Source organism: Amycolatopsis tolypomycina, from assembly GCF_900105945.1.
Lineage (GTDB): Bacteria > Actinomycetota > Actinomycetes > Mycobacteriales > Pseudonocardiaceae > Amycolatopsis > Amycolatopsis tolypomycina.
In genome coordinates this window covers 1,870,700-1,894,765 of the sequence record NZ_FNSO01000004.1, presented here as the reverse complement: position 1 = coordinate 1,894,765, position 24,066 = coordinate 1,870,700, and the positions used below count along the sequence as shown (strand labels likewise).

The following is a 24,066-nucleotide window of genomic DNA, read 5'->3' as shown; positions in this document are numbered from 1 at the left end:
ACCGGGCCGGACCGGGCGCGGCGGCGGGAATCTGCGTACGTTGGCAGCGAAATACCGGCTCCGAGCCGTATCGTCTGTGACCAACCGCTTAGTAGGCTCGCGGGCATCGCACCCGCTTCTCAACGACGAGGAGGTCCCCCGTGACCGATTCCCCTTCCCGTGTCGCCGTGGTCACCGGTGCCGGCCGCGGCATCGGTGCCGCCGTCGCGGCGCGGCTGGCCGATGACGGCTTCGCCGTCGGGCTGCTCGACCTGGACGAGGCCGGTGTCAAGCAGGGCGCCGAGGCCATCGTCGCCAAGGGTGGCAAGGCCGTCGGGGTCGCTCTCGACGTCAGCGACGCCGAGCAGGTCGAAGCCGCCGTCGCGCGCGTCGCCGACGAGCTCGGGCCGCCGGTCGTGCTGGTCAACAACGCCGGTATCACCCGCGACAACCTGATCTTCAAGATGACCGAGCAGGAGTGGGACTCCGTGCTCAACGTGCACCTCAAGGGCTCGTTCCTGATGACCCGCGCGGTGCAGAAGCACATGACCGAGCAGAAGTACGGCCGGATCGTCAACCTGTCCAGCACGTCGGCGCTGGGCAACCGCGGCCAGGTCAACTACGCCGCCGCCAAGGCAGGCATGCAGGGCTTCACCAAGACCCTCGCCATCGAGCTCGGCAAGTTCAACGTCACCGCCAACGCGATCGCGCCGGGCTTCATCGCCACCGACATGACCGCGGCGACCGCCGAGCGGCTCGGCATGAGCTTCGAGGACTTCAAGGCGGCGGCCGCGTCGCAGATCCCGGTGCAGCGCGTCGGCACGCCCGACGACATCGCGCACCTGACGTCGTACCTCGTCAGCGAGGGCGCCGGGTTCGTCTCCGGCCAGGTCATCTACGTCGCCGGCGGACCGAAGGACTGAAGCCGATGCGGGAGTTCCAGAACCTCGACGAGTTCGCCGCCGCGGCCGGGGAGCACCTCGGGTACAGCGAGTGGCTCACGGTCACCCAGGAGCGCGTCAACCAGTTCGCCGACGCCACCGACGACCACCAGTGGATCCACGTCGACGAGCCGATGGCGGCGGCGGGCCCGTTCGGCGGCACCATCGCCCACGGCTTCCTGACGCTGTCGCTGCTCTCGGCGTTCGGCCCGAAGATCTACCGGGTCAACGGCATCAGGATGGGCATCAACTACGGCCTCAACAAGGTCCGCTTCCCGCAGCCGGTGAAGGTCGGCTCGAAGGTGCGCGCCGGGGCCGAGCTCGTCGAGATCACCGACATCCCCGGCGGCAAGCAGGCGGTGTCGAAGTGGACGGTCGAGATCGACGGCGAGGCGAAGCCCGCGTGCGTCGCCGAATGGGTCACCCGGTTCCTCGCGTGACCGCGCCGGAAAGGGGCACTTTTACGTGAAAGTGCCCCTTTCCGGGCCCGCTGTACGTCATACCGACTAGTCGGTATGCTCTCCGGAAAGAATGAGGAGGCCGCATGAACCCGCCAGGACTCGATCTGGGCCGCCTGCGCGCCCACCTGGACGCGCGGCGGCCCGGCCTGGTCGCCGGGGAGCTCAGCGCGGACGTCGTGGAGGGCGGCCGGTCGAACCTCACCTACGTGGTGGGCGACGGCCGCTCGCGCTGGGTGGTGCGCCGCCCGCCGCTCGGGCACGTGCTGCCCACCGCGCACGACATGAGCCGCGAGTTCCGGGTGATCTCCGGCCTGCGCGACACCGCCGTGCCGGTGCCCGAAGCCGTCCTGCTGTGCGAGGACGCCGACGTCGTCGGCGCGCCCTTCTACGTGATGAGCTTCGTCGAAGGCACGCCCTACCGGACCGCGGACCAGCTGCGCGAACTCGGCCCGGAGCGCACCCGGGCGATGGCCGACGCGCTGGTCGGCACGCTCGTCGACCTGCACGCGGTCGACCCGGCGGCGGTCGGGCTGGGCGACTTCGGCCGTCCCGAAGGCTTCCTCGAACGCCAGCTGCGGCGGTGGAAGAAGCAGCTGGACGCCTCCCGCAGCCGGGAGCTCCCGGGCGTCGAGGAGCTGCACGAGCGGCTCGCGGCGGCGGTCCCGGTGTCCGGCGAGCCGTCGATCGTCCACGGCGACTACCGCCTCGACAACGTCCTGGTCGACCAGAACGACAAGATCTCGGCGGTGCTCGACTGGGAGATGTCGACACTGGGCGACCCGCTGACCGACCTCGCGCTGCTGGTGGCCTACGCCGAGCGCGACAAGGTGTCGCTGCCGTTCGTGTCCAACGCCAGCTCGGCGCCGGGCTACCCGGGCACCGACGAGGTCGTCGCCCGCTACGCCGAGCTGTCCGGGCGGGACGTCTCGCAGCTGAACTGGTACGTCAGCTTCGCGTTCTTCAAGCTCGCCGTGATCCTGGAGGGCATCTACTACCGCTTCAGCAAGGGCCAGACGGTCGGGGCGGGTTTCGAAGGCGTCGGGGCCGGGGTCGCGCCGCTCGTCGCGCACGGCAACGAGATTCTCAAAGAGGAGAAGTAAATGGACTTCGCGTTCGACGAGAAGACCGAGGAGCTGCGCGGGAAGCTCCTCGAGTTCATGGACTCGCACATCTACCCCGCCGAGCCGGTGTTCGAGCAGCAGCTCGCCGAACGCGACGACCCGTGGGCCATCCCGCCGGTCGTCGAGGAGCTCAAGGCCGAGGCCCGCAAGCGCGGCCTGTGGAACTTCTTCCTGCCCGGCGAGCACGGCGCGGGCCTGACGAACCTGCAGTACGCGCCCCTGGCCGAGATCACCGGCCGCAGCATCCGGCTCGCGCCGACCGCGCTCAACTGCGCCGCGCCGGACACCGGGAACATGGAAGTGCTGGCCATGTTCGGCACCGAGCAGCAGCAGAAGCAGTGGCTCGAACCGTTGCTGAACGGTGAGATCCGCTCGGCCTTCGCGATGACCGAACCGGACGTCGCCTCCTCCGACGCCCGCAACATCGAGACGGCGATCCGCCGCGACGGCGACGAATACGTGATCACCGGCCGCAAGTGGTACATCTCCGGCGCGATGAACCCCGCGTGCAAGATCTTCATCGTCATGGGCAAGACCGATCCCGAAGCCGCGCCGCACAAGCAGCAGAGCATGATCCTGGTCCCCCGTGACACGCCGGGCGTCACGGTCAAGCGCGGCATGCACGTCTTCGGCTACGACGACAGCGACCACGGCGGCCACGCCGAGGTGCTGTTCGAGGACGTCCGCGTGCCGGTCGAGAACCTCATCGCCGGCGAGGGCGACGGGTTCGCCATCGCCCAGGCCCGGCTCGGCCCGGGCCGCATCCACCACTGCATGCGCGCCATCGGCATGGCCGAGCGCGCGCTGGAACTCATGTGCCGCCGCGCGATCTCCCGCGAGGCGTTCGGCAAGCCGATCGCCCAGCAGGGCGTCGTGCAGGACTGGATCGCCGAATCCCGCGTCAAGATCGAACAGCAGCGGCTGCTCGTGCTCAAGACCGCGTGGCTGATGGACACCGTCGGCAACCAGGGCGCGCACACCGAGATCCAGGCGATCAAGATCTCCACCCCGATCACCGTCGAGTGGATCCTCGACAAGGCCGTGCAGGTGCACGGCGCGGGCGGCGTCAGCCAGGACTTCCCGCTGGCCGCCATGTGGGCCGGGAACCGCACGCTGCGCCTGGCCGACGGGCCCGACGAGGTCCACAAGCGCTCGCTGGCCCGGCGCGAACTGAAGAAGTACCTCTCGGAGGGCGCGAAGTGACTGTCACCGCCGAAGACCTGACCCGCCAGGCCACCGAGTTCCTGGCGAACCACGACCCCGCGTCGACCGGCCAGCTGGAGTTCCTCCGGGCCCGGTTCGACGCCGGCCTCGCCTGGATCCACTTCCCCGCCGGCCTCGGCGGGCAGAACGCCCCGCGCGCCCTGCAGTCCGTGGTGGACAAGGTGTTCACCGACGCCGGCGCGCCGGACAACAACCCGCGCCGGATCGGCATCGGCCTCGGCATGGCCGCGCCGACCATCCTCGCCTTCGGCACGCCGGAGCAGCGCGAGCACTTCCTGCGTCCACTGTGGACCGGCGAGGAGGTGTGGTGCCAGCTGTTCTCCGAACCCGGCGCCGGCTCCGACCTCGCCGCGCTCGGCACCCGCGCCGTGCGTGACGGCGACGACTGGATCGTCACCGGCCAGAAGGTGTGGACGTCGGGTGCGCACGAGTCGCAGTGGGCGATCCTGGTCACCCGCACCGACCCGGACGTGCCGAAGCACCAGGGCATGACGTACTTCCTGTGCGACATGACCGCCCCCGGCGTCGAGGTGCGGCCGCTGCGCCAGATCACCGGCGAGGCCGAGTTCAACGAGGTCTTCCTGACCGACGTCCGCATCCCGGACACCCAGCGCCTCGGCGCGGTCGGCGAGGGCTGGAAGGTCGCGCAGACCACGCTGATGAACGAGCGCGTCGCCATCGGCGGGCACGTCCAGCCGCGCGAAGGCGGCCTGATCGGGATCGTCGCGAAGACCTGGCGCGAGCGGCCCGAGCTGCGCACGCCGGAGCTGCGCGACCGCCTGGTGAAGCACTGGGTCGAGGCCGAGACGCTGCGGCTGGCCGGCACCCGGCTGCGCCAGCAGCTCGCGGTCGGCGCGCCCGGGCCGGAGGGCTCAGCCATGAAGGTCGCCTTCTCCGAGCTGAACCAGGCGCTGACCGGCCTCGAGGTCGAGCTGCTCGGCGAAGAGGGGCTGGCCTACGACGACTGGACGTTCCGGCGGCCCGCGATCGTCGACTTCACCGGCCGCGAAGCCGGCTACCGCTACCTGCGCGCGAAGGGCAACTCCATCGAGGGCGGCACCTCGGAGGTCCTGCGCAACATCATCGCCGAGCGCGTACTGGGGCTGCCCTCGGAGCCGCGCGTCGACAAGGACGTCGCCTGGAAGGACCTCCCCCGATGAGTGACCTGCTCTATTCCGATGTCGAGGAAGACCTGCGGGCCTCGGTCCGCGACCTGCTCAAGGCCAAGGCGGGTGCCGAAGCGCTGCTGGCGCGAGTGGAGACGGCCGAGCCGTACGACCTGAAGCTCTGGCGCACGCTGGCCGACGAGGTCGGCGTGGCCGGGCTCGCGGTCCCCGAAGACCTCGGCGGCCACGGCGCTTCGGCCCGCGAAGTCGCCGTCGTGGCCGAAGAGCTGGGCCGCAGCGTCGCGCCGGTGCCGTTCCTCGGCAGTGTCGTGCTGGCGACGACGGCGCTGGTGCACGCCGGTGCCCGGGAGTTCGTCGGCAAGCTCGCGGCGGGACAGGCGATCGGCGCGCTGGCCGTGCCGCTGTCGACCGCACCGGGCGCGGGCTTCCCGTCTTCGGTGACGGCTGCCCCGGACGGCACGCTCTCCGGCCGGGTGGGCACGGTCGCCGACGCGTCGGTGGCGGACCTGCTGGTCGTCCCGGCGGCCGGCCCCGACGGCCCGGCGCTGTACGTCGTCGAGGCGTCGGCGGCGACGGTGTCGGAGCTGGTGTCGTTCGACCTGACGCGCCGGGTGGCCGACGTCGCGCTGGAGAACGCCCCGGCCACGCTGGTCGCGTCCGGGCCGGAGGCCGCCGCGGCGCTGGAGCACGCCCTGCTGTTCGGCGCGGGCATCCTCGCCTCGGAGCAGACGGGCGTCGCCGAGTGGGCGCTCACCGAGACGGTGACCTACCTCAAGGGCCGCTACCAGTTCGGCCGCCCGGTCGGCGGGTTCCAGTCGCTCAAGCACCGGCTGGCGAACCTGTACACGGACCTGGTGCTCGCCCGCGCGGCGGCCCGCAACGCGGCGGACGCGCTGGCCACCGGCACCGACGTGCCGATCGCGGTGGCCGTGGCCCAGGCCCGCAACGCGCCGATCGCGGTCAAGGCGGCCGAGGAGGCGATCCAGCTGCACGGCGGCATCGGGATGACGTGGGAGCACCCGGCGCACCTGTACCTGAAGCGGGCGAAGGCGGACGAGATCGCCCTCGGCACGCCGGGCCGCCACCGGGCCCGGCTGGCCGAACTGGTGGACCTGCCCGCCTGATCCGGCCACGCCCCCGCCGCCTCCCGCGGCGGAGGCCCCGGAAACGGCCCGTTCCCCTCGGAACGGGCCGTTTCCGCAACTCATTCGGCTGTGCCGGGCCGGGTATCGGCTGCCGTACCCTTGCTCCCATGGCGCCGGCCATCCAGATGCACCTCAACCAGGCACTGATGCGCATTCCCCGGCGGGCCGAAAGTGCCGATCGTTCGACACTGGCCGCGACCTACGTCGCCGCCGGATCGTTTTCCGCGATGATCAATTCGGCCGACCACCAGATCCTTTTCGGCCGCCGCGGCACCGGCAAGACGCACGCGCTGCTCCACCTGCAGGAACTCGTCGAACGCACCGGCGACCTGGCGATCTACCTCGACCTGCGGACGATCGGGTCCACCGGCGGCCTGTACGCCAACCCCGCGGTGAGCCCGGCCCAGCGCGGCACGCAATTGCTGGTGGACACCCTCGAAGCCGTCCACGACCGGCTGTTCGCCTTCGCCGTCGACGGCCGTTTCCCGAATCAGGACGCCCTGCTGCGCGGTCTCGACGCCCTGGTGTCCGCCGCCACCGAAGTCGAAGTCGTTGGTGAAACCGAACAGGAACAGACTTCCGGCGACGCCGTGGAACGGGAATGGGCGGCGGAATTGTCGGTCGGGCCGAAAGGCGGCGCCAAGGCCGGGACGCGGCACCGGACGGCGGCGACGGCGTCGAGCCGCCGGAAGCGCACCGGTGTCGAGCGGCACCGCGTGCTGTTCGGCCCGCTGAGCCGGGCCGTCCAGGCGGTGGCCGACGGCCTCCGGCCCGCCCGGCTGTGGCTGCTGCTCGACGAGTGGAGCAGCGTGCCGCTGGACCTGCAGCCGTTCCTGGCCGACCTGCTGCGCCGCAGTGTCCTGCCCGTCCGGGGCGCCACGGTGAAGATCGCCGCGATCGAGCACCGCGCCCGCTTCTTCGTCCCGCTCGACGACGACTACCTCGGCATCGAGGTCGGCTCGGACGCGGCGTCCGCCGTCAGCCTCGACGACGCCCTGGTCTTCGACCAGTCGCCGGAGGAGGCACGGGCGTTCTTCCGGGCGCTGTTCGCCAGCCACGTCCGGCCGATCCTCGCCGCGATGCTGCGGACGGCGGTGCCCGGGGAGTCCGTCGACGCCGCCTTCCACGCCGGCGCGTTCCCCGAGCTGGTCCGGGCCGCCGAGGGCGTCCCGCGCGACGCGATCAACATCGCGGCGCTGGCCGCCCAGCACGCCCGCGGCGAGAAGATCACCACGGCGCACGTGCGCCGGGCGGCGCGGGACTGGTACCTGCGGGACAAGCAGTCCGCCATCAGCCGGGACGAGGACGCCGAGCGGGTCCTCGGCGCCCTGGTCGACGAGGTGGTCGGCCGGCGCCGGTGCCGGACGTTCCTGCTCGCCGCGCGCGACCGCACGGCGGCGATCGACACGCTGTGCGACGCGCGGCTGCTGCACATCCTCCGGCGCGGGGTCGTCGACCCGCGCCGGCCGGGCCGCCTGTACGACGGGTACGCGATCGACTACGGCTGCTACGTCTCCCTGCTCGCCGGGGACACGGCCAAGAACATCCCCGCCGACGTCTTCACGTTCGACAAGGCCGTGGTGGACCTCGCCCGGCTGTGCCGGTCTTCATGAAGATCCTTCAGTTCTCTCGGACATTTTCGCTCATCTGAGCGAAAATTTTGTGAGCCAGGCCACGTCACGGGTAAAAGGGTGACAAAAATGCCCTTCTTCCCATGGTTTTCCCCCGCCCGACGGATCTAGCCTGTGCGCCATGGAAACAGCCGTCGCGCCGGCGGAGGCCGGTGCGCTGGAGCGATTGACCGTCACGGTGGGCGAGCACCGCCACACCGCGCTCGCGGCCGGACCCGCCGGCGGCGAGCTCGTCCTGCTGCTGCACGGCTGGCCCGAGTTCGCCGACTCCTGGACCGAGCAGTTGCACGCCCTCGGCGAGGCGGGCTACCGGGCGCTGGCGGTCGACCAGCGCGGCTACGCGGCGGGCGCGCGCCCGGTCGGCGTCGAGCACTACACGCTGGACCACCTGGTCGGCGACGCACTGGCGTTCGCGAGCAGCCAGGGCGCGGACCGCTTCCACCTGGTCGCCCGCGACTGGGGCGGCATGGTGGCGTGGGCCCTCGCGGCGGCCCACCCCGACCGGCTCCGGTCACTGACGGTGCTCTCGACCCCCCACCCGGCGGCCCTCCAGCGCGCGGTGGCCACCGACGACGGCCAGTCCCACGACCTGGGGTACATCCGCTTCTTCCGCCGCGAGGCCGGCAAGGCCGAGAAATACCTCTTACGCGACGAAGCCGCGCAATTACGGGCTGTCTACCACCGCCGCATTCCGCGGGCCATCGTCGAAGGCACGGTGACCCGCCTTTCCGAACCGGGCGCACTGACGGCCACGTTGAACTGGTACCGCGGAGCGACGAACGACGAGTTCGACATCCCGGCGGGCCGCATCAAGGTCCCGACGCTGTACCTGTGGGGCCGCGAGGATCCGTACCTCGGCCAGAGCGCGGCCGAGCAGACGGTCCACCACATCGACGCGGAGTACCGCTTCCAGATCATCGAGGGCGCCAGCCAGTGGATGGCGATGGAGGCCCCGGACGAGGTGAGCGCGCTGCTGCTGGACCACGTCCAGCGACACTGAAGCCGATCACTCCTTTGTGGACTGACCGGGGGTCGCACCCTCGCCCGCGATCCGTTGCGAGCGCGTAACTTTCATCGTGCATTGACGCTGCCGCCGGACAAAACTTATCTTGGCCTGACCCGTTCGGTGCCCGGACGGCTTCGCAGCGCGCACCCCGGCGCGCTCCTTGCGCTCCTGAAGAGGAGTACCCGTGACAACGCTGTCTCGTACTCTGCGCGCGGCCACCCTGCTCGCCGTGGCGCTGCTGGCGGTCGCGACGCCCGTGTCCGCCGCGCCCGCGGCGGCGTTCAAGGTCCTGGTGTTCTCCAAGACCACGGGCTTCCGGCACGACTCCATCCCGGCCGGGATCGCGGCGATCCGGCAACTGGGCCAGCAGAACGACTTCGCGGTCGACGCCACCGAGGACGACGCGGTGTTCACCGACGCCGGCCTGGCCCCGTACGCCGCCGTGGTCTTCCTGTCCACGACCGGTGACCCGGTCGGCACGCAGGCCAAGAAGGACGCTTTCCAGCGGTACATCCAGCGCGGCGGCGGGTTCGCCGGCGTCCACGCGGCCTCGGACAGCGGGTACGACTGGGCCTGGTACGGCCGGCTGGTGGGTGCCTACTTCAAGCAGCACCCCGCGCAGCAGAACGCCCTCGTGAAGGTCGAGGACCCGAACCACCCGTCCACGCAGGGGCTGCCCGCGCAGTTCACCCGGTACGACGAGTGGTACGACTTCCGGGCCAACCCGCGTCCGTCCGTGCACGTTCTGACCACTGTGGACGAGTCCACGTACTCGGGTGCCACGATGGGCGCGGACCACCCCACCACGTGGTGCCACGACTTCGACGGCGGCCGCTCCTGGTACACCGGCATGGGCCACACCGTCGCGAGCTTCAGCGAGCCGAACTTCCTGCGCCTGCTGCTGGGCGGGATCCGGACCGCCGCCGGGGCTGTCCCCGCGAACTGCGCGGTCACGACCACTCCCCCGCCGACGGGCAAGCAGATCGTGGGCACGCAGTCGGGCCGGTGCGTGGAGGTGCCGAACGCCTCGACGGCGAACGGCACGCAGGTGCAGCTGCGGGACTGCGTCACCGGGCAGGCGAACCAGACGTGGACCTACACCGCGGGCAAGCAGCTGACGGTGTACGGGAACAAGTGCCTGGACGCCTCCGGCCGCGGTACGGCGAACGGCACACCGGTGATCATCTGGGACTGCACCGGGCAGCCCAACCAGCAGTGGAACGTCACCGCGAACACCATCACCGGTGTCCAGTCGAACCTGTGCCTCGACGCTTCCGGCCGCGGCACGGCCAACGGCACGAAGATCATCCTGTGGGCCTGCGGTGGGCAGGCCAACCAGCAGTGGACCCTGCGCTGACCCGTTCGCGCGACCCCTTTCTTGAGGAGAGCCATGTCCGGATTTTCGGCGCTGCGCCGCGGCGCACTGGCGGTGGCCGCGGTACTGGCCGCCGCATCGGTCCCGGTGTTCACGTCCTCCGTGAGCCCGGTCGCCGCGGCGGCACTGCCGCCGGACTCGAAGTTCCAGAAGGTCACGCTGCACACCGAGACGTCCAACCCGATGGCGCTGGACGTGGCCCCGGACGGGCGGGTGTTCTACATCGACCGCCTCGGTGACGTGAAGGTCGTCAAACCCAACGGGACGACGGTTCTTTCGACGCACCTGAACGTCTTCACCGCCAACGAGTCCGGCGGCCTCAACATCGCGCTGGACCCGGGGTTCGCCACCAACCAGTGGGTGTACGTCTACTGGTCGCCGAACAACGCGGGCAACGTCGACCGCCTGAGCCGGTTCACCGTCAACGGCGACACCATCGACCAGTCGACCGAGAAGGTCGTGCTGGACGTTCCGGTGCAGCGCGCCGAGTGCTGCCACCACGGCGCGGGCCTGGTCATCGACAAGAAGAACGGGAACCTCTGGCTGGCACTGGGTGACAACACCAACCCCTTCGCCTCGGACGGCTACAGCCCGCTCGACCAGCGCTCCGGGCGCGCCTACTGGGACGCCCAGCGCACCGCGGGCAACACCAACAGCCTGTCCGGGAAGCTGCTGCGGATCCACCCGGAAGCCAACGGGACCTACACGATCCCCTCGGGCAACCTGTTCGCGCCCGGCACGGCCGGGACGCGCCCGGAGATCTACTCGATGGGGCAGCGCAACCCGTTCCGGATCGGTCTCGACCCGAAGACCGGCTATCCCGTGGTCGCCAACTACGGCCCCGACGCCGGTTCGGACAACCCGAACCGCGGACCGCGGAACACCGTCGAATGGGACGTCGTCGACAAGCCGGGCAACGCCGGGTGGCCGTTCTGCATCGGCCCGAACCTGGCCTACAACCAGTACAACTTCGCCACCGGCGCGTCCGGCGCGAAGTTCGACTGCGCCGGCGGCCCGGCCAACAGCTCGCCCAACAACACCGGGCTGACGAAGCTGCCGCCGGCCGTCCCGGCCCAGATCTACTACCACTACCAGGCCGACCCGGCGCACTTCCCGCAGCTGTCCGGCGGCGCGCCGATGGCCGGGCCCGTCTACCGGTTCGACCCCGGCCTCGCGTCGGCGCGCAAGTGGCCGGTGGACTTCGACGGCCGCGCGGTCTTCGCCGAGTGGAACACCAGCGCGATGTTCACCTTCCAGCTCGACAGCGCGGGCACGAACGTCACCTCGATCGACCCGCTGCTGCCGTCGGTGAAGTTCAACCGGCCGATGGACTTCGAGTTCGGCCCGGACGGCGCGCTCTACGTCATCGAGTGGGGCACCGGGTACGGCGGCGGCAACAGCGACGCGGCCATCGTCCGGGTCGACTACCTCGGCGGCGGCTCGGCCGCGCCGGTCGCGAAGGCCACCGCGGACCGCACCAGCGGGCCCGCCCCGCTCACCGTGAACTTCTCCAGCGCCGGCTCGGCCGACCCGGGCGGGTCCACGTTGCGGTACAGCTGGAACTTCGGGGACGGCACCACCTCCACCGCGGCGAACCCCAGCCACACCTACGCGGCGGGCAACTACACCGCGGTGCTGACCGTGACCAACGCGGCCGGCGCCACCGGGACGGCGAGCGTCGCGGTCACCTCAGGCAACACCGCACCGACGGTCACCATCACGGCCCCGCCGACCGGTGGGCTGTTCGAGTGGGGCGACAAGGTGAACTTCGCCGTCACGGTCAGCGACCCGGAGGACGGGACGGTCGACTGCGCGCAGGTGACCGTGCAGGCCTACCTCGGCCACGACGCGCACGGCCACCCGCTCGACCAGTACCCCGGGTGCACCGGCCAGGTGCAGACCACCCTTTCGTCGGGGCACAGCGAGAACGACAACCTCTTCTACGTCCTCGAAGCGTCCTACACCGACAAGGGCGGGGCCGGGGGCGCCGGCCCGGTCACCGGGCGCGCCCAGGTGATCCTGCAGCCCAAGATGAAGCAGGCCGAGTTCTTCACCGCCACCGGCCGCACCGCGGACGGGAAGGGCACCGACACCGCCGGTGTCACCGTGGAAGCCGCGACGGATCCGATGGGCGGGGGCAGCAGCGTCGCGTTCGTCCAGGACGGGGACTGGTGGTCCGTCGACCCGCTGGCCCTCGACAACATCACCGGCCTGCACGTCCGGGCGTCCTCGGGCGGCTCCGGCGGCACCCTGGAAGTGCGCCGCAACGCGCCGGACGGCGCCCTGGTCGCCTCGGTGCCGATCGCCGGCACCGGCGGCTGGCAGAACTGGCAGGACTTCATGGCCAGTCTGGCGAGCCCGCCCACCGGTACCGGGAAGCTCTACTTCGTCGCCCGCAACCCCGCCGGCCAGAGCGGCGCCGCGTACCTGTTCAACGTCAACTGGGTCCACTTCACCGGCTCCGGCGTCGGCCAGCCCGGCACCCCGCCCTCGGGCAAGCAGATCGTGGGGAAGCCGTCCACCCGGTGCGTGGAGGTGCCGAACTCGTCGACCACCAACGGCACCCAGGTGCAACTGCGGGACTGCACCGCTACGGCAGCGAACCAGCAGTGGACCTACACCAGCGGAAAGCAGCTGACGGTCTACGGGAACAAGTGCCTTGACGCGTCCGGGCAGGGCACCGCCAACGGCACCCAGGTGATCATCTGGGACTGCCACAACCAGGTGAACCAGCAGTGGAACGTCAACGCCAACGGCACCATCACCGGCGTCCAGTCGGGGTTGTGCCTCGACGCGAACGCGCAGGGCACGGCCAACGGCACGAAGATCATCCTCTGGTCCTGCGGCGGCCAGGCCAACCAGCAGTGGAGCCTGCGGTGAAGCGGCTGCTCGCGGTCCTCCTCCTGCTGCCACTGGCCATCGCCGGGCTGGTCTCGACCGCTCGCCCGGCCGAGGCCGCCGCCCTGACCCGCGTCACGGGCTTCGGCACCAACCCGACCAACCTCGGCATGTACCTGTACGTGCCGGACAACGTGGCGCCCCAGCCGGCCCTGCTGGTGCTGGTGCATTACTGCGGTGGCTCGGCGAGCGCGATCTTCAACGGCAACGGGCGCGACTACGCGACGGCCGCCGACCGCTACGGCTACCTCGTCGTCGTCCCCGAGGCGACCCGGGACGGCCACTGCTTCGACGTCTCCACGAAGGCGGGCCTGACCCGGGACGGAGGCAGCGATTCCACCGGCATCATGGCGATGGTGGCCTGGACCCGGCAGCACTACCCGGTGGACCCCGCCCGGATCGTGGTCAGCGGCTTCTCCTCGGGCGCCATGATGACGAACGTGCTGGCCGCGCAGTACCCGGACGTCTTCTCCGCCGGGGCCGCGTTCTCCGGCGTGCCCGCCGGCTGCTTCGCCACCACCGACGGCTCGCTCTGGAACAGCCAGTGCGCCGGCGGCAACGTGGTCAAGTCCGCGCAGCAGTGGGCCGACCAGGCCCGCGCCATGTACCCCGGCTACGCCGGCACCTACCCGCGGATGCAGCTGTGGCACGGGAACCAGGACACCACCCTGGCGTACCCGAACTACGGCGAAGAGATCAAGCAGTGGACCGCCCTGCGCGGGCTGAGCCCGACGCCGTCGTTCACCGATCACCCGCTGTCGTCGTGGACCCGCAACCGCTACGGCGACAGCGGCACCCAGGCGGGCGTCGAGGGCATCACCATCGCGGGCACCGGCCACACCCTGCCGCAGGCGGGGATGCTCGCGTACGCCCTCGCCTTCCTCGGCCTCGACCGCGGCGGGAGCCCGGCCACCGGCGGCCCGGTGCGCTCGGTCGCCGCGGGCCGCTGCCTGGACGTGCCGGGCCAGTCGACCACCCAGGGCACCCGGACCCAGGTCTGGGACTGCCACGGCGGCGCGAACCAGACGTGGACGGCCACCGCGGCCGGGGAGCTGACCGTCTACTCCGGCGGCACGCTGCGCTGCCTGGACGCCGAGGGCGGCGCCACCGCCCCGGGCACGGCCGCGATCATCTGGGCCTGCCACGGCGGAGCCAACCAGAAGTGGCGGATCGGCTCCGACGGCACGATCACCGCGACGCAGTCGGGACTCTGCCTGGAGCTCGCGGGCGCCACCGCGAACGGCACCGCCGTGCGGCTGGGGACCTGCACCCACGCCACCACCCAGCAGTGGACCCGGAGCTGACCGGCGGAAGGCGCTCTAGCCTGCCGGCGGCCGCAGGGCGTCCAGCAGCAGGTCGGCGTAGTGGTCGCCGATCTGGCGGGCCGTCAGCGACCCGCTGCGCCGGTACCACGAGCCCAGGTGGTGCACCGACCCGAAGAAGAAGTCCACCACGACGTCGGCCGGCTTGTCGGTGCGGAACTCCCCCGAGGCCTGGCCCTCCTCGACCAGGCCGCGGAAGCGCTCGTGGTACTTGCGCCGCTCGGCCCGGACCGCCTTCTGCTTGTCCGGGGACAGCTGGTGCATCGACTGCAGGAAGATCGTGTTGTCGTCGAGGTTGTCGATGCTGGACACCACCACGTCGGACGCCGCCGCCGAAAGCCGCTCGCGCAGCGGGGCGGCCGAGGACGCCACGCTCTCGAGCTGGCGGGTCTGCTCGCGCAGCACGCGCGCGTAGATCTCGTACAGCAGGTCGTCCTTCGACCCGAAGTAGTGGTACATCGCGCCCTTGGTGACGCCCGCGGCCTCGACGATCTCCTGCACCGACGTGCGGTCGAAGCCCTTCTTGGCGAACAGCTTCGTGGCGTGCTCCAGCAGCCGCCGGGGCACGGCGGCCTGGTCGTCGCCGGTGGCCTCGCCCGGCTTGCGGGTGCTTGCTCGGGTCACCGCAGTACCCCCTCTCAGGACGCACCAGGATAACGCCACGCCAGGAACCGCCGCGGGTTGTCCACGAGCATCGTGGTGATGTCCGCTTCGGACACCCCGCGGTCCCGCAGCGCGGGCAGCACGTCCCGGGTGATGTGCAGGTAGTGCCAGTTCGGCGCGATCGCGGGCAGCTGCGCGGCGGGCAGCCAGTCGATGTAGCAGGACGCGTCGTGCGAGAGCACCATGCTGCCCGCGTAGCCGCGTTCGCACAGCGCCGCGACCGTGTTCACCCGCTCCTCGAACGGCAGCAGCAGGTCCAGGCCGAAGCGGTCCATCCCGAGCAGCGAGCCGGCGTCGGCGAGCTCGGTGAGGTAGCCCAGGTCCGTCGAGTCACCCGAGTGGCCGATGAGCACCCGGGTCAGGTCGACGCCCTCGGCCGCGAAGATCTCCTGCTGCGCCAGCCCGCGCCGGGTGCCCGCGTGCGTGTGGGTCATGATCGGCGCGCCCGTCTCGACGTGGGCCTGCGCCACCGCGCGCAGCACGCGTTCGACGCCCGGCGTCACCCCCGGCTCGTCGGTGGCGCACTTGAGCAGGCCCGCCTTGACGCCGGTGTCGCGGATCCCGTCCCGGATGTCCCCGACGAACATCCCGATCAGCGGGTCCTCGCCCTGCAGGAGCGTGCCGGGGCCGCGGAAGTGCAGGTAGTGCGGCACGTCGTTGTACGTGTAGAGCCCGGTCGCGACGACGATGTTGACGTCGACCTCGGCCGCCACCCGCTGCACGCGCGGGATGTAGCGGCCCAGGCCGATCACCGTCGGGTCGACGATCGTGTCGATCCCGGCGTCCTTCAGCTCCTTCAGGCGCCGGATCGCTTCGGGAACGTGCTCGTCCTCGCGGAACCCCTCGTGCTCCGGGTAGTTGTCGGCGAATTCCGGGCTCAGCACGAAGAGGTGCTCGTGCATCAGCACCCGGCCCAGCGCTTCCGGCGCGATCGCGCCACGCACCGTCTCGATCATCAGCCACGCGCCCGCAGCTCGCGGCGCAGGATCTTGCCGCTGGTCGTCTTCGGCAGCTCGTCGAGGACTTCGACGGTGCGCGGGTACTTGTAGGCGGCGAGCCGTTCCTTGCACCAGGCGACCAGCTCCGCGGGATCGGCGGTCGCCCCGGGCGCCGGGCTGACGTACGCCTTCACCGTCTCGCCGCGGTATTCGTCGGCGATCCCCACGACCGCGGCCTCGCGGACCGCCGGGTGCGTGTACAGGACGTCTTCGACCTCACGCGGCCACACCTTGAAGCCGGACGCGTTGATCATGTCCTTCTTGCGGTCGACGACGTAGACCCAGCCGCGTTCGTCCATGAACCCGATGTCCCCGGTGAGCAGCCGCCCGCCGGGCAGTGCCTCGGCGGTGGCGTCCGGCCGGTTCCAGTAGCCCGAGACGACCATCGGGCCTTCGACGGCGATCTCGCCCGCCTGGCCGGGCGGCAGCTCCTCGCCGTCCTCGCCGAGGATCCGCACGATCGTGTCCGGCACCGGCAGGCCGATCGAGATGGTGCCGGACGCCGGGTCGATCGGGGCTTCCAGGGTGCCCGGAACGACGACGCAGCCCGCCGTGGTCTCGGTGAGGCCGTAGCCGTTGTGGATGTAGTGCCCGGTCTTCGCCCGGAAGGCCTCGACGACGGCGGGCGGCAGCGCGGCACCGCCGGAGTACAGCAGCGCGAACGACGCGAAGTGCTCCCGGCTGAACGACGGGTGCGCCATCAGCGCCATGTAGGCCGTGGACGGCCCGACCGTGTACGACGGCTTGTGCTCGAGGAACGCGTCGAGCACCACACCCGGCTCGAAGCGGTAGGCCAGGGCCAGCGTGCCCTCGATGTCGATCGCGGAGCCGAGCTCGCAGACCATGCCGGTGATGTGGAACAGCGGCGCGAGCCCGAAGAGCGTCGACCCGGCGGGCAGGCCGCTGAACGAGCCGAGGCCCGCCGCGTTGATCCCGATGTTGCCGTGGGTGTTGGTGGCGCCCTTCGGCGTGCCGCTGGTGCCGGAGGTGTAGCTGATCAGGGCGACGTCGTCGAGGGCGAAGGCGGGCTCGGGCGGCTTCGGCCCCGGGGTGACGGCGGCTTCGAGGAGCTCGGTCGCGCCCGGCGTCGCTTCCTTCTCGACCTTGGCCAGGACGCGCTCGTCGTCGCGGGTCTGGAACTCCAGCTCGCTGGTGGTCAGCGCGATGTCCAAGCCCGCCGCCGTCTGCGCGATGAACGCGTTCCAGCCGCGCTGCGAGCAGACGATCGCCTTCACTCCGGCGTCGGTGAGCACGTGCGTGAGCTCGCGTTCGCGGTACATCGGGTTGACCGGCACCACGATTCCGCCGGCCTTCCAGGCCCCCAGCAGGGCGATGACGAACTGGGGGATGTTCTGCAGCACCAGGGCGAGCCGGTCGCCGCGGGCGAAGCCGTGGGCCGCCAGGTACCGCGCGACGCCGTCGGAGAGCTCGTCGACCTCGCGGTAGCTCAGCCGCGCGTCGAAGTACGCGATCGCCGCCCGGTCCGGGACGTGGTCCACGGCCCGGCGGAACGCCTCGGGCAGCGTCGTCGCCTTCGCCGGCTCCGCGGTGCGCACGCGTTCGTCGTAGCTCGCGAGCCAGGGCTTCGCGTCGTACCAGCTCATCCAGTGACCTCCCTTGGACACCGACCGGTCGGTATGCCGACGCTAGGAGGCCACGGCGGGTCGCGTCAAGCCCGGCTCCGCCGCCCGAAATTGCGCACGACAATTCCAGCGCGCCGAAAACCGCGCCAAAACAATGCAGCCAGATGCCGCCGTCACAGGGGTACACGTACCACGGTTCGAATTGGTTCATATCTTCTTTTTCGACCGGATCACACTGGACAAACCCCTGGTCGAGAGGCCACCATGGTCGTCGGCGACCAGATTGGTCCGTCCCATCACAGAGCCCCGCCGTATCCCCCGAAGACGGCGGAGCACCTCATATGTTCACGCTAACTCACGCACGAAATCGGAGTCATTCATGCCTGCTTCCGGTGGACGACACCGCCTATCCAAGCGGACGAAGATCGCGACCGGCGTCTTCGCCCTCGCGATCGCGGGCGGAGCGCTGACCGTCGCCACGACCTTCGGCGACCCCGGCGCCGCCAACGCCGCCTCGGGCGGTCAGGCGGCCGTCGGCCAGATCAGCTGTCCCGACGTGGCGAGCAAACTGCCGGCCATCCCCGCGCAAGCCCAGGCGGAGGTGACACGCAACCTCGAACTGCTCAACACCCAGATCAACGAAGCCAACAACCGCCTGCGGACAACCGTCGGCCAGGGCGGCCCCAACTTCGTCCAGAACGCCATCCTCGGCCCACTGGCGGACAAGCGGAAGTCCACGATCGACCGCATCGCCATCTCGATCGGGCGCCGGGCCGAGAAGCCACAGGGCCTCGACAGCCTGGCCACGTGCTCGGTCGGCGGTGCGGGTGCCGCCGCTCCGGCACCGGCGCAGGGTACCGGCAACGGCGGCCAGAACAGCGGCAACGCGAACAACGGCCAGAACGGGAACACCGGCAACACGGGCAACGCCGGTGGGGTCGGCAAGATCTCGTGCCCCGACGTCGCCGGCCAGCTGCCCGCCATCCCCGCCCAGGCCCAGGCGGAGGTGCAGCGCAACCTCGAGCTGCTGAACACCCAGATCAACGAAGCCAACAACCGCCTGCAGACGACCGTCGGCCAGGGCGGCCCCAACTTCGTCCAGAACGCCATCCTCGGCCCCCTGGAAGACAAGCGCGTGGCGACGATCAACCGGATCGCCACCGCCATCGGCCGCAACGCGGCCAAGCCGCAGGGCCTCGACGCGCTCGCGCCCTGTAGCCGCTGACCACCCGGGCCCGGCGGGGGGTGCGCCCCGCCGGGCCCGCGGTCACCGGGCCAGCAGCGCGCTGATCCGCAGGAAGCCCTTCGCGGTCATCGTCACCCGCACTTCCGTGGTGACGACCGGATCGAACGCGAACGACGTCGGGTCGTTCGAACCGGTCCCCCACGTGATCCGCAGGTTCCGCACCGGCTCGAAACCCCGGGCCGTGCGGCAGGCGACTTCGACGGCGACCGGCAGCGCCAGCTTCTCGTCCACGACGAAGTTCGCCGTGACGGCGCTGATCCGCTGGGCCGACGGCCAGGCCAGTGACACCCAGTCCTCGGCGCGCGGCCTGCTCACCGCGGCCAGCGTCGACGTCGCCTGCTTGACGTAGTGGTTCGACCAGCCGGTGGCCGGGTTCCCGTCCAGCATCGCCGCCGGCAGCGTGTCCGGAGCGCCCGAGTAGCTCGCGTCCGCGGTCGAGACGACCGGGTTCACGGGCGCCTCGACAGCGCGGGCTCCCGGGCCGTGGCGCTGCCCGAGTGCCGAGCCGGGCAGGGTGAGCTTCCCCGGTGCCAGCCCCGGGGAACTCGCCGTCACCGTGATCGGCCCGCGGCCGCCGGTCGCCGCGACGACGGCGACGGCCTGCCCCTTGAACGCCGGGATCGTCGGCTGCTGGTAGCCCTGGGCGAGTTCCTGCCGCCCGTTGTCGACGCCGGCGACCCGGCCGGGCCCGGCGACGGTGAACCGCAGCACCGGCTCGCCGCCCGGGACGACGACACCGCGGGCGTCCACGACCGACGCCGTCACGAACGTCATCGCGCCCGCGATCACCGCCTTGTCCACGGTGTTCACGCTCAGCCTGACCGCGCGCGGCGGCCCGGCCGTGACGAGCTCGTCGCGCGCCACCTCGCGGCCGCCGGAGCGGCCGATCGCGGTCAGCGTGCCGGGCGCGAAGGGCACGGTCCAGGTCAGGTGCAGCTTGCCGGTGCCGCCGTTCGGGCTCGTGTAGCTGCCGGAGGGGTCGTTCTTGTCGTCGCCGGCCGGCTCGCTCGTCTCCAGGTACGGCCGTCCGTCCACAGTGGTCTTGCGGTCGAACTTCTTCGTGCCCAGCGACTTCCCGTTCAGCAGCAGCTCGACGGTGTCCACAGTGGAATACACCCACACCGCGACGGGCTCGCCGGGCCGGTGGTTCGTCCAGTCCATCGGCGTCAGGTGCACCATCGGCGCGGTGGTCCACTGGCTGCGGAACAGGTGGAAGGCGTCCTTGGGCAGGCCGGCGCTGTCGACCGCGCCGAAGAAGGACGTCTTGACCGGGAAGACGTCGTACGGCGTCGGTTCGCCGAGGTAGTCCTGCCCGGCCCAGAGGAACTGGCCCTGGCAGAACCTGCGGTCGCGGTCCTTCTTCAGCGAGTACTCGCCGCTGAACGTCCACGAGGCCAGGTTGTTGTCGTAGGAGGACGTCGCCCGCTTGCCCGGGGTGTGGTTTTCGCCGGTGTTGAGCAGGTCGGGGTCCTGGTAGACCCCGCGCGTCGAGGTCTCCGACGACGACTCGGACTCGAAGAAGAACTTGTCCGGGTACTGCTTGTGCAGCCCGTCCATGGACTGGGCGGTGTTGTAGTTGACGCCGAGGCCGTCGAGCTGCTTCATGATGAGGTCCTGCGGCGAACCCGGCGCGGGCACGCCGCGGTAGCGGTCCGAGCCCATGATGATCGGCCGGGTGCTGTCGATCCCCCGCACCACGGCGATCAGGTCGGCGGCGATCTGCGGGCCGCCCGCCATCGAGGCGTCGGGCACCTCGTTGCCGATCGACCACAGCACGACCGCGGGCGAGTTCTTCGCCGCGTGCACCATTTCGGCGATGTCGCGCGCGCTCCACTCGTCGAAGTCGCGGTGGTAGTCGTATTCGAGCTTGCCGGTCCGCCAGCAGTCGAACGCCTCGACCATCATGACGATCCCGAGCCGTTCGCAGACCGTCACCAGCTGTGGGTCGGGCGGGTTGTGCGCGGTCCGCAGCGCGTTGACGCCCATCGCGAGCATCAGCCGCATCTGGTGCTCCAGCGCGGCCGGGTCGACGACCGCGCCCAGCGCTCCCTGGCTCGAGTGCAGGTTGACCCCGCGCAGCTTCGTCGGCACGCCGTTGAGCGAAAACCCGTTGTCCGGATGGAATTCGGTGAAGCGGAAACCGAAGTCCGTGGTGGTCGTGTCGAGCACGCGCCCGCCGACGACGACGTCGGTGCGCAGCCGGTACAGCCGCGGCGTCTCGGTCGACCAGAGCTGGGGCTTGTCGACGCGCAGGCCGCTCACCGCTGTCACCGTCTGCCCGGCGGGGAGCTGCAGGCCGGTCGAGCCGTTCGCCACCACGCGGCCCGCCGGGTCGGTGACGGTCGTGCGGACCTGCGCGGTGACCGGGGCCGCCGAGTCGTTGACGACGTCGGTGGCCACCCGGACCGTGCCCCGGCCGGCGGCGATGTCCGGGGTGGTGACGAACGTGCCGTGCCGGGCGACGTGCACCGGCTCGGTGACGACCAGGCGGACGCGGCGGTAGATGCCGCTGCCGGAGTACCAGCGGCTGCTGGGCAGCGGGTTCGTCGCGCGCACGGCGAGGACGTTCGGCGTGCGCCCGTCGGTGTGCAGGCGTCCGGTGAGGTCGAAGGCGAACCCGGTGTAGGCGTACGGGTGGTTGCCGAGGAGTTCGCCGTTGAGGTGGACGTGGGCGTCCGAATAGACGCCGTCGAACTCGACCGACACACGCTTGCCGGCCAGCGACGGCGGCAGCGAGAACGTCTTGCGGTACCAGCCGAGCCCGCCGCGGAAGAAGCCGGACCCGCTCTGGGTTCCCTTGTCCGTGGGCGGGAGTTCGATGCTCCAGTCGTGCGGGAGGTCGACGACCTGCCACCGCGAGTCGTCGAAGCCGGGCTTGGGCGCGTCGGCGAAGCGGCCGCCGGGATCGGTGACGCCGTCGGGGTTGGCCAGAACGAACCGCCAGCCGCTCGTGAAATCGCTTTCTCGCGCCGGCGGCGCGACCGCGTCGGCAGCCCGGGCGACCGGCGCGACGGCCGAAACGGCGACGGCGGCGCCGACCCCGCCCAGCACGGCCCGTCTGCGGAGACCGCTCGGTTCTTCTTCCGGCATCGGGCAGGCCCCTTCCAGCGCGGCGTTGTGCGGGCGGAAAGCACTATGGCACAGAGGTTTCCGGACAATCAAAGGGTTCGATAATTTCGAACTCGCCGCGGACCGATGAGTTTCGCCGGTGCCGCTCGTCGGTACTCGCGTCCGGAGTTCTCGTGGAGGTGGGTCCCATGGCCAAGCTGCTTTACGCGTTCAGCTGCTCGATCGACGGCTTCATCGCCGGCCCGGGCGGAGACATGTCCTGGCTGACGCCGTTCGCTGGACCGCCACCGGTGGACCTGACGGCCCGCATCGGTGCACTGCTGGTGGGCCGCCGGACCTACGACGGCGACGACCCCCACCGAGACGGTCCGGGCGAGGGCAAGGCCTTCGGCGGCGGCTGGGAAGGACCGCAGTTCGTGCTCACCCACCGAAATGCGCAACCGGCTCCCGGGGTGACTTTCCTCGGCGACCTGCCGTCGGCGGTGTCCGCGGCCAAGGCGGCTGCCGGGGAGAAGTACGTCAACGTGCTGGGCGCGGACGTGGCCCGGCAGTGCCTCGAAGCCGGGGTGCTGGACGAGGTTTTGGCTTTGCCGGTACCGGTTCTGCTCGGCGACGGGGTCCGGGTGTTCTCGCGGGTCGGGCCGCCTGTCCGGCTGTCGTCGGTGGGTCCTTGCTGGTACCGGGTCGATTCCTAGGGCTCGACGGCGACCGCCCGGCTCACGCGGCCGGGCGGTCGCCGGCTCACAGCTCTCCGACGGCCTCTTCGACCTTCCGCTGCAGCTTGTTCATCCCGCCGAGCCAGCGGTCGGTCTCGGTGGCGCGCGCCGCGTAGTACCCCGCGACCTCCGGGTGCGGCAGCACCAGGAACCGCTTGTCCGCCATCGCCGCGAACAGCGCGTCCGCCACCTGCTCCGGCTCGATCGCCGACGCGCCCATCAGCAGCTGCCCCGCCGTGCCGGTGCTCTCCAGCATCGCCGTGCGCACACCCTGCGGGCAGATCGCCTGCACCGTGATGCCGCGGTGGCGGTAGGTCGCCGACAGCCACTCGGCGAACGCCAGCGCGCCGTGCTTGGTCACCGAGTACGGCGCCGAACCGAGGCTGGTCAGCAGGCCGGCGGCGGACACCGTCGCGATGAAGTGGCCGCGGCCGCGCTCGAGCCACGCGGGCAGCAGCAGGTTCGCCGCGCGGACGTGCGACATGACGTTGACGTCCCAGGTGCGCGCCCACACCTCCTCGCCGCTTTCCGCGCCGCCGAAGGGCGCTATCCCGGCGTTCGCGCAGAAGACGTCGATCTCGCCGAGCGTCCCGCGCGCGCTGTCGATCAGCAACGCGGCGCCGTCCAGGCTCGCGACGTCGCCGGCGAACGCCGTCCCGCCGACTTCGGCGGCCACCTCCGCGGCCTTGTCCCCGTCCAGGTCGGCCACGACGACCCGGGCGCCGTCGGCGGCGAAGCGGCGGGCCAGCGCGGCGCCGATGCCGCCGCCGCCCCCGGTGACGACGACGCCGGTCACAGGCCACCGCCGAGCGTGACGCCGCCGTCGAGGACCACCGTCTGGCCGGTGATCCAGCCCGCGTCGTCGGACAGCAGGAACGCCACCGCGCCCGCGATGTCGGACGGCACGCCGAGGCGCTTCATCGGGTACGCCGCGGCGACCTCCTCCTCGCGGCCCTCGTACAGCGCGGTCGCGAACTTCGTCTTGACCACGGCCGGCGCGACGGCGTTGACGCGGATCTTCGGCCCCAGCTCGGCGCCGAGCTCGACGGTCAACCGGATCAGCGCGGCCTTGCTGACGCCGTACATGCCGATGCCCGGCGAAGCGCCGAGACCGGCGACGGAGGCGACGTTGACGACGGCGCCGCCGTGCTCGCCCATCCACGCGTCGCGGGCGCGCTTGGTCCAGCCCAGCGGCGCGAGCACGTTGACGCCGAGGATCTTCGCCGCGGCGGCCGGGTCGATGTCGAGCGTGGGCCCGTAGGCGGGGTTGATGCCCGTGTTGTTGACCAGGTAGTCGAGCCGGCCGAACGTCTCGATCGTCTTGGCGACCGTCTCGTCCTGGTGGTCGGTGTCGTCGGCCTTGCCCGCCACGAACATGGCGACGTCGGGGCCGCCGAGGGAGCTGACGGCCTCTTCGAGGGCCTCCGGCTTGCGCGCGGTGAGGCAGACCTTGGCGCCGCGCTCGACGAGCGTCTTCGCGATCCCGAGGCCGATGCCCCGGCTGGCCCCGGTGACGATCGCGACGCGATCCTTGAACGAGTTCACGGGTCTCCTTCGGCTG

General features: G+C 71.1%; 19 protein-coding genes. 13 read left to right on the top strand and 6 right to left on the bottom strand.

What is annotated here, in order from left to right; translation table 11 throughout:
• Positions 1 to 140 precede the first annotated feature (140 nt).
• The 11 genes from fabG (at position 141) to BLW76_RS19290 (ending at position 14,212) form a co-directional block, all read left to right on the top strand.
• Positions 141 to 902, top strand: coding sequence for a 3-oxoacyl-ACP reductase FabG (gene fabG / locus BLW76_RS19340; protein ID WP_091309340.1), 762 nt, complete (start codon positions 141 to 143; stop codon positions 900 to 902).
• 5 nt (positions 903 to 907) lie between these two features.
• The gene (locus tag BLW76_RS19335) at positions 908 to 1,360 is read left to right on the top strand and encodes a MaoC family dehydratase (protein ID WP_091309337.1); all 453 of its coding nucleotides are present in this window, start codon (positions 908 to 910) and stop codon (positions 1,358 to 1,360) included.
• Positions 1,361 to 1,464: 104 nt separating this feature from the next.
• Complete coding sequence (locus BLW76_RS19330; RefSeq protein ID WP_091309336.1) at positions 1,465 to 2,481, top strand: phosphotransferase family protein; 1,017 nt, start codon at positions 1,465 to 1,467, stop codon at positions 2,479 to 2,481.
• Complete coding sequence (locus tag BLW76_RS19325; RefSeq protein ID WP_091309333.1) at positions 2,482 to 3,705, top strand: acyl-CoA dehydrogenase family protein; 1,224 nt, start codon at positions 2,482 to 2,484, stop codon at positions 3,703 to 3,705.
• Positions 3,702 to 4,886, top strand: a complete 1,185-nt coding sequence (locus BLW76_RS19320) for an acyl-CoA dehydrogenase family protein (protein ID WP_091309330.1) — start codon at positions 3,702 to 3,704, stop codon at positions 4,884 to 4,886. The genes BLW76_RS19325 and BLW76_RS19320 overlap by 4 nt, the downstream gene beginning before the upstream one ends.
• Positions 4,883 to 5,977: an acyl-CoA dehydrogenase family protein gene (locus BLW76_RS19315; protein WP_091309329.1), complete on the top strand. Its 1,095-nt coding sequence runs from the start codon at positions 4,883 to 4,885 to the stop codon at positions 5,975 to 5,977. The genes BLW76_RS19320 and BLW76_RS19315 overlap by 4 nt, the downstream gene beginning before the upstream one ends.
• A 128-nt stretch (positions 5,978 to 6,105) precedes the next feature.
• Positions 6,106 to 7,611 (top strand): hypothetical protein, encoded by a 1,506-nt coding sequence (locus BLW76_RS19310; RefSeq protein WP_091309326.1) that lies wholly within the window; start codon positions 6,106 to 6,108, stop codon positions 7,609 to 7,611.
• A 139-nt stretch (positions 7,612 to 7,750) separates the two neighbouring features.
• Complete coding sequence (locus BLW76_RS19305) at positions 7,751 to 8,629, top strand: alpha/beta fold hydrolase (RefSeq protein WP_091309323.1); 879 nt, start codon at positions 7,751 to 7,753, stop codon at positions 8,627 to 8,629.
• A 190-nt stretch (positions 8,630 to 8,819) separates the two neighbouring features.
• Entirely contained in the window at positions 8,820 to 9,992 is a 1,173-nt protein-coding gene (locus BLW76_RS49655) for a ThuA domain-containing protein (protein WP_244170213.1), read from the top strand.
• Between the two features lie 33 nt (positions 9,993 to 10,025).
• Positions 10,026 to 12,890: a PQQ-dependent sugar dehydrogenase gene (locus BLW76_RS49650; RefSeq protein WP_091309320.1), complete on the top strand. Its 2,865-nt coding sequence runs from the start codon at positions 10,026 to 10,028 to the stop codon at positions 12,888 to 12,890.
• Complete coding sequence (locus BLW76_RS19290; protein WP_091309318.1) at positions 12,887 to 14,212, top strand: extracellular catalytic domain type 1 short-chain-length polyhydroxyalkanoate depolymerase; 1,326 nt, start codon at positions 12,887 to 12,889, stop codon at positions 14,210 to 14,212. Before BLW76_RS49650 ends, BLW76_RS19290 begins: the two co-directional genes overlap by 4 nt.
• Positions 14,213 to 14,227: 15 nt before the next feature.
• Here BLW76_RS19290 and BLW76_RS19285 read toward each other — a convergent pair whose 3' ends face one another.
• From BLW76_RS19285 to BLW76_RS19275, 3 genes are read right to left on the bottom strand one after another with little or no spacing between them, the layout of a single operon-like run.
• Positions 14,228 to 14,854: a TetR/AcrR family transcriptional regulator gene (locus BLW76_RS19285; protein WP_091309316.1), complete on the bottom strand. Its 627-nt coding sequence runs from the start codon at positions 14,852 to 14,854 to the stop codon at positions 14,228 to 14,230.
• A 14-nt stretch (positions 14,855 to 14,868) separates the two neighbouring features.
• Positions 14,869 to 15,849 carry a phosphotriesterase family protein gene (locus BLW76_RS19280; protein WP_091309313.1) on the bottom strand — a complete coding sequence of 327 codons (981 nt, stop codon included), beginning with the start codon at positions 15,847 to 15,849 and terminating at the stop codon, positions 14,869 to 14,871.
• The gene (locus BLW76_RS19275; RefSeq protein ID WP_091309310.1) at positions 15,849 to 17,495 is read right to left on the bottom strand and encodes an AMP-binding protein; all 1,647 of its coding nucleotides are present in this window, start codon (positions 17,493 to 17,495) and stop codon (positions 15,849 to 15,851) included. The genes BLW76_RS19280 and BLW76_RS19275 overlap by 1 nt, the downstream gene beginning before the upstream one ends.
• Positions 17,496 to 17,853: 358 nt before the next feature.
• On the opposite strand from BLW76_RS19275, the gene BLW76_RS19270 reads away from it, so the two are divergent.
• Positions 17,854 to 18,699 (top strand): hypothetical protein, encoded by an 846-nt coding sequence (locus BLW76_RS19270; RefSeq protein ID WP_091309308.1) that lies wholly within the window; start codon positions 17,854 to 17,856, stop codon positions 18,697 to 18,699.
• Between the two features lie 42 nt (positions 18,700 to 18,741).
• On the opposite strand, the gene BLW76_RS19265 is transcribed toward BLW76_RS19270, so the two are convergent.
• The gene (locus BLW76_RS19265; RefSeq protein ID WP_091309305.1) at positions 18,742 to 21,810 is read right to left on the bottom strand and encodes a glycoside hydrolase family 2 TIM barrel-domain containing protein; all 3,069 of its coding nucleotides are present in this window, start codon (positions 21,808 to 21,810) and stop codon (positions 18,742 to 18,744) included.
• 167 nt (positions 21,811 to 21,977) lie between these two features.
• Here BLW76_RS19265 and BLW76_RS19260 point away from each other — a divergent pair, with 167 nt between their 5' ends.
• Entirely contained in the window at positions 21,978 to 22,484 is a 507-nt protein-coding gene (locus BLW76_RS19260; RefSeq protein ID WP_091309303.1) for a dihydrofolate reductase family protein, read from the top strand.
• Between the two features lie 46 nt (positions 22,485 to 22,530).
• Here BLW76_RS19260 and BLW76_RS19255 read toward each other — a convergent pair whose 3' ends face one another.
• The gene (locus BLW76_RS19255) at positions 22,531 to 23,301 is read right to left on the bottom strand and encodes an SDR family oxidoreductase (RefSeq protein WP_091309301.1); all 771 of its coding nucleotides are present in this window, start codon (positions 23,299 to 23,301) and stop codon (positions 22,531 to 22,533) included.
• Positions 23,298 to 24,050 (bottom strand): SDR family oxidoreductase, encoded by a 753-nt coding sequence (locus BLW76_RS19250; protein ID WP_091309298.1) that lies wholly within the window; start codon positions 24,048 to 24,050, stop codon positions 23,298 to 23,300. The genes BLW76_RS19255 and BLW76_RS19250 overlap by 4 nt, the downstream gene beginning before the upstream one ends.
• Between the last annotated feature and the right edge of the window lie 16 nt (positions 24,051 to 24,066).

Bases quoted from the DNA above. Each gene is read 5' to 3' on its own strand.
- BLW76_RS19275 (WP_091309310.1), bottom strand. From the start codon at position 17,495: ATGAGCTGGTACGACGCGAAGCCCTGGCTCGCGAGCTACGACGAACGC.
- BLW76_RS19270 (WP_091309308.1), top strand. From the start codon at position 17,854: ATGCCTGCTTCCGGTGGACGACACCGCCTATCCAAGCGGACGAAGATC.
- BLW76_RS19330 (WP_091309336.1), top strand. From the start codon at position 1,465: ATGAACCCGCCAGGACTCGATCTGGGCCGCCTGCGCGCCCACCTGGAC.
- BLW76_RS19265 (WP_091309305.1), bottom strand. From the start codon at position 21,810: ATGCCGGAAGAAGAACCGAGCGGTCTCCGCAGACGGGCCGTGCTGGGC.
- BLW76_RS19260 (WP_091309303.1), top strand. From the start codon at position 21,978: ATGGCCAAGCTGCTTTACGCGTTCAGCTGCTCGATCGACGGCTTCATC.
- BLW76_RS19315 (WP_091309329.1), top strand. From the start codon at position 4,883: ATGAGTGACCTGCTCTATTCCGATGTCGAGGAAGACCTGCGGGCCTCG.
- BLW76_RS19305 (WP_091309323.1), top strand. From the start codon at position 7,751: ATGGAAACAGCCGTCGCGCCGGCGGAGGCCGGTGCGCTGGAGCGATTG.
- BLW76_RS49650 (WP_091309320.1), top strand. From the start codon at position 10,026: ATGTCCGGATTTTCGGCGCTGCGCCGCGGCGCACTGGCGGTGGCCGCG.
- BLW76_RS19335 (WP_091309337.1), top strand. From the start codon at position 908: ATGCGGGAGTTCCAGAACCTCGACGAGTTCGCCGCCGCGGCCGGGGAG.
- BLW76_RS19310 (WP_091309326.1), top strand. From the start codon at position 6,106: ATGGCGCCGGCCATCCAGATGCACCTCAACCAGGCACTGATGCGCATT.
- BLW76_RS19325 (WP_091309333.1), top strand. From the start codon at position 2,482: ATGGACTTCGCGTTCGACGAGAAGACCGAGGAGCTGCGCGGGAAGCTC.
- BLW76_RS19280 (WP_091309313.1), bottom strand. From the start codon at position 15,849: ATGATCGAGACGGTGCGTGGCGCGATCGCGCCGGAAGCGCTGGGCCGG.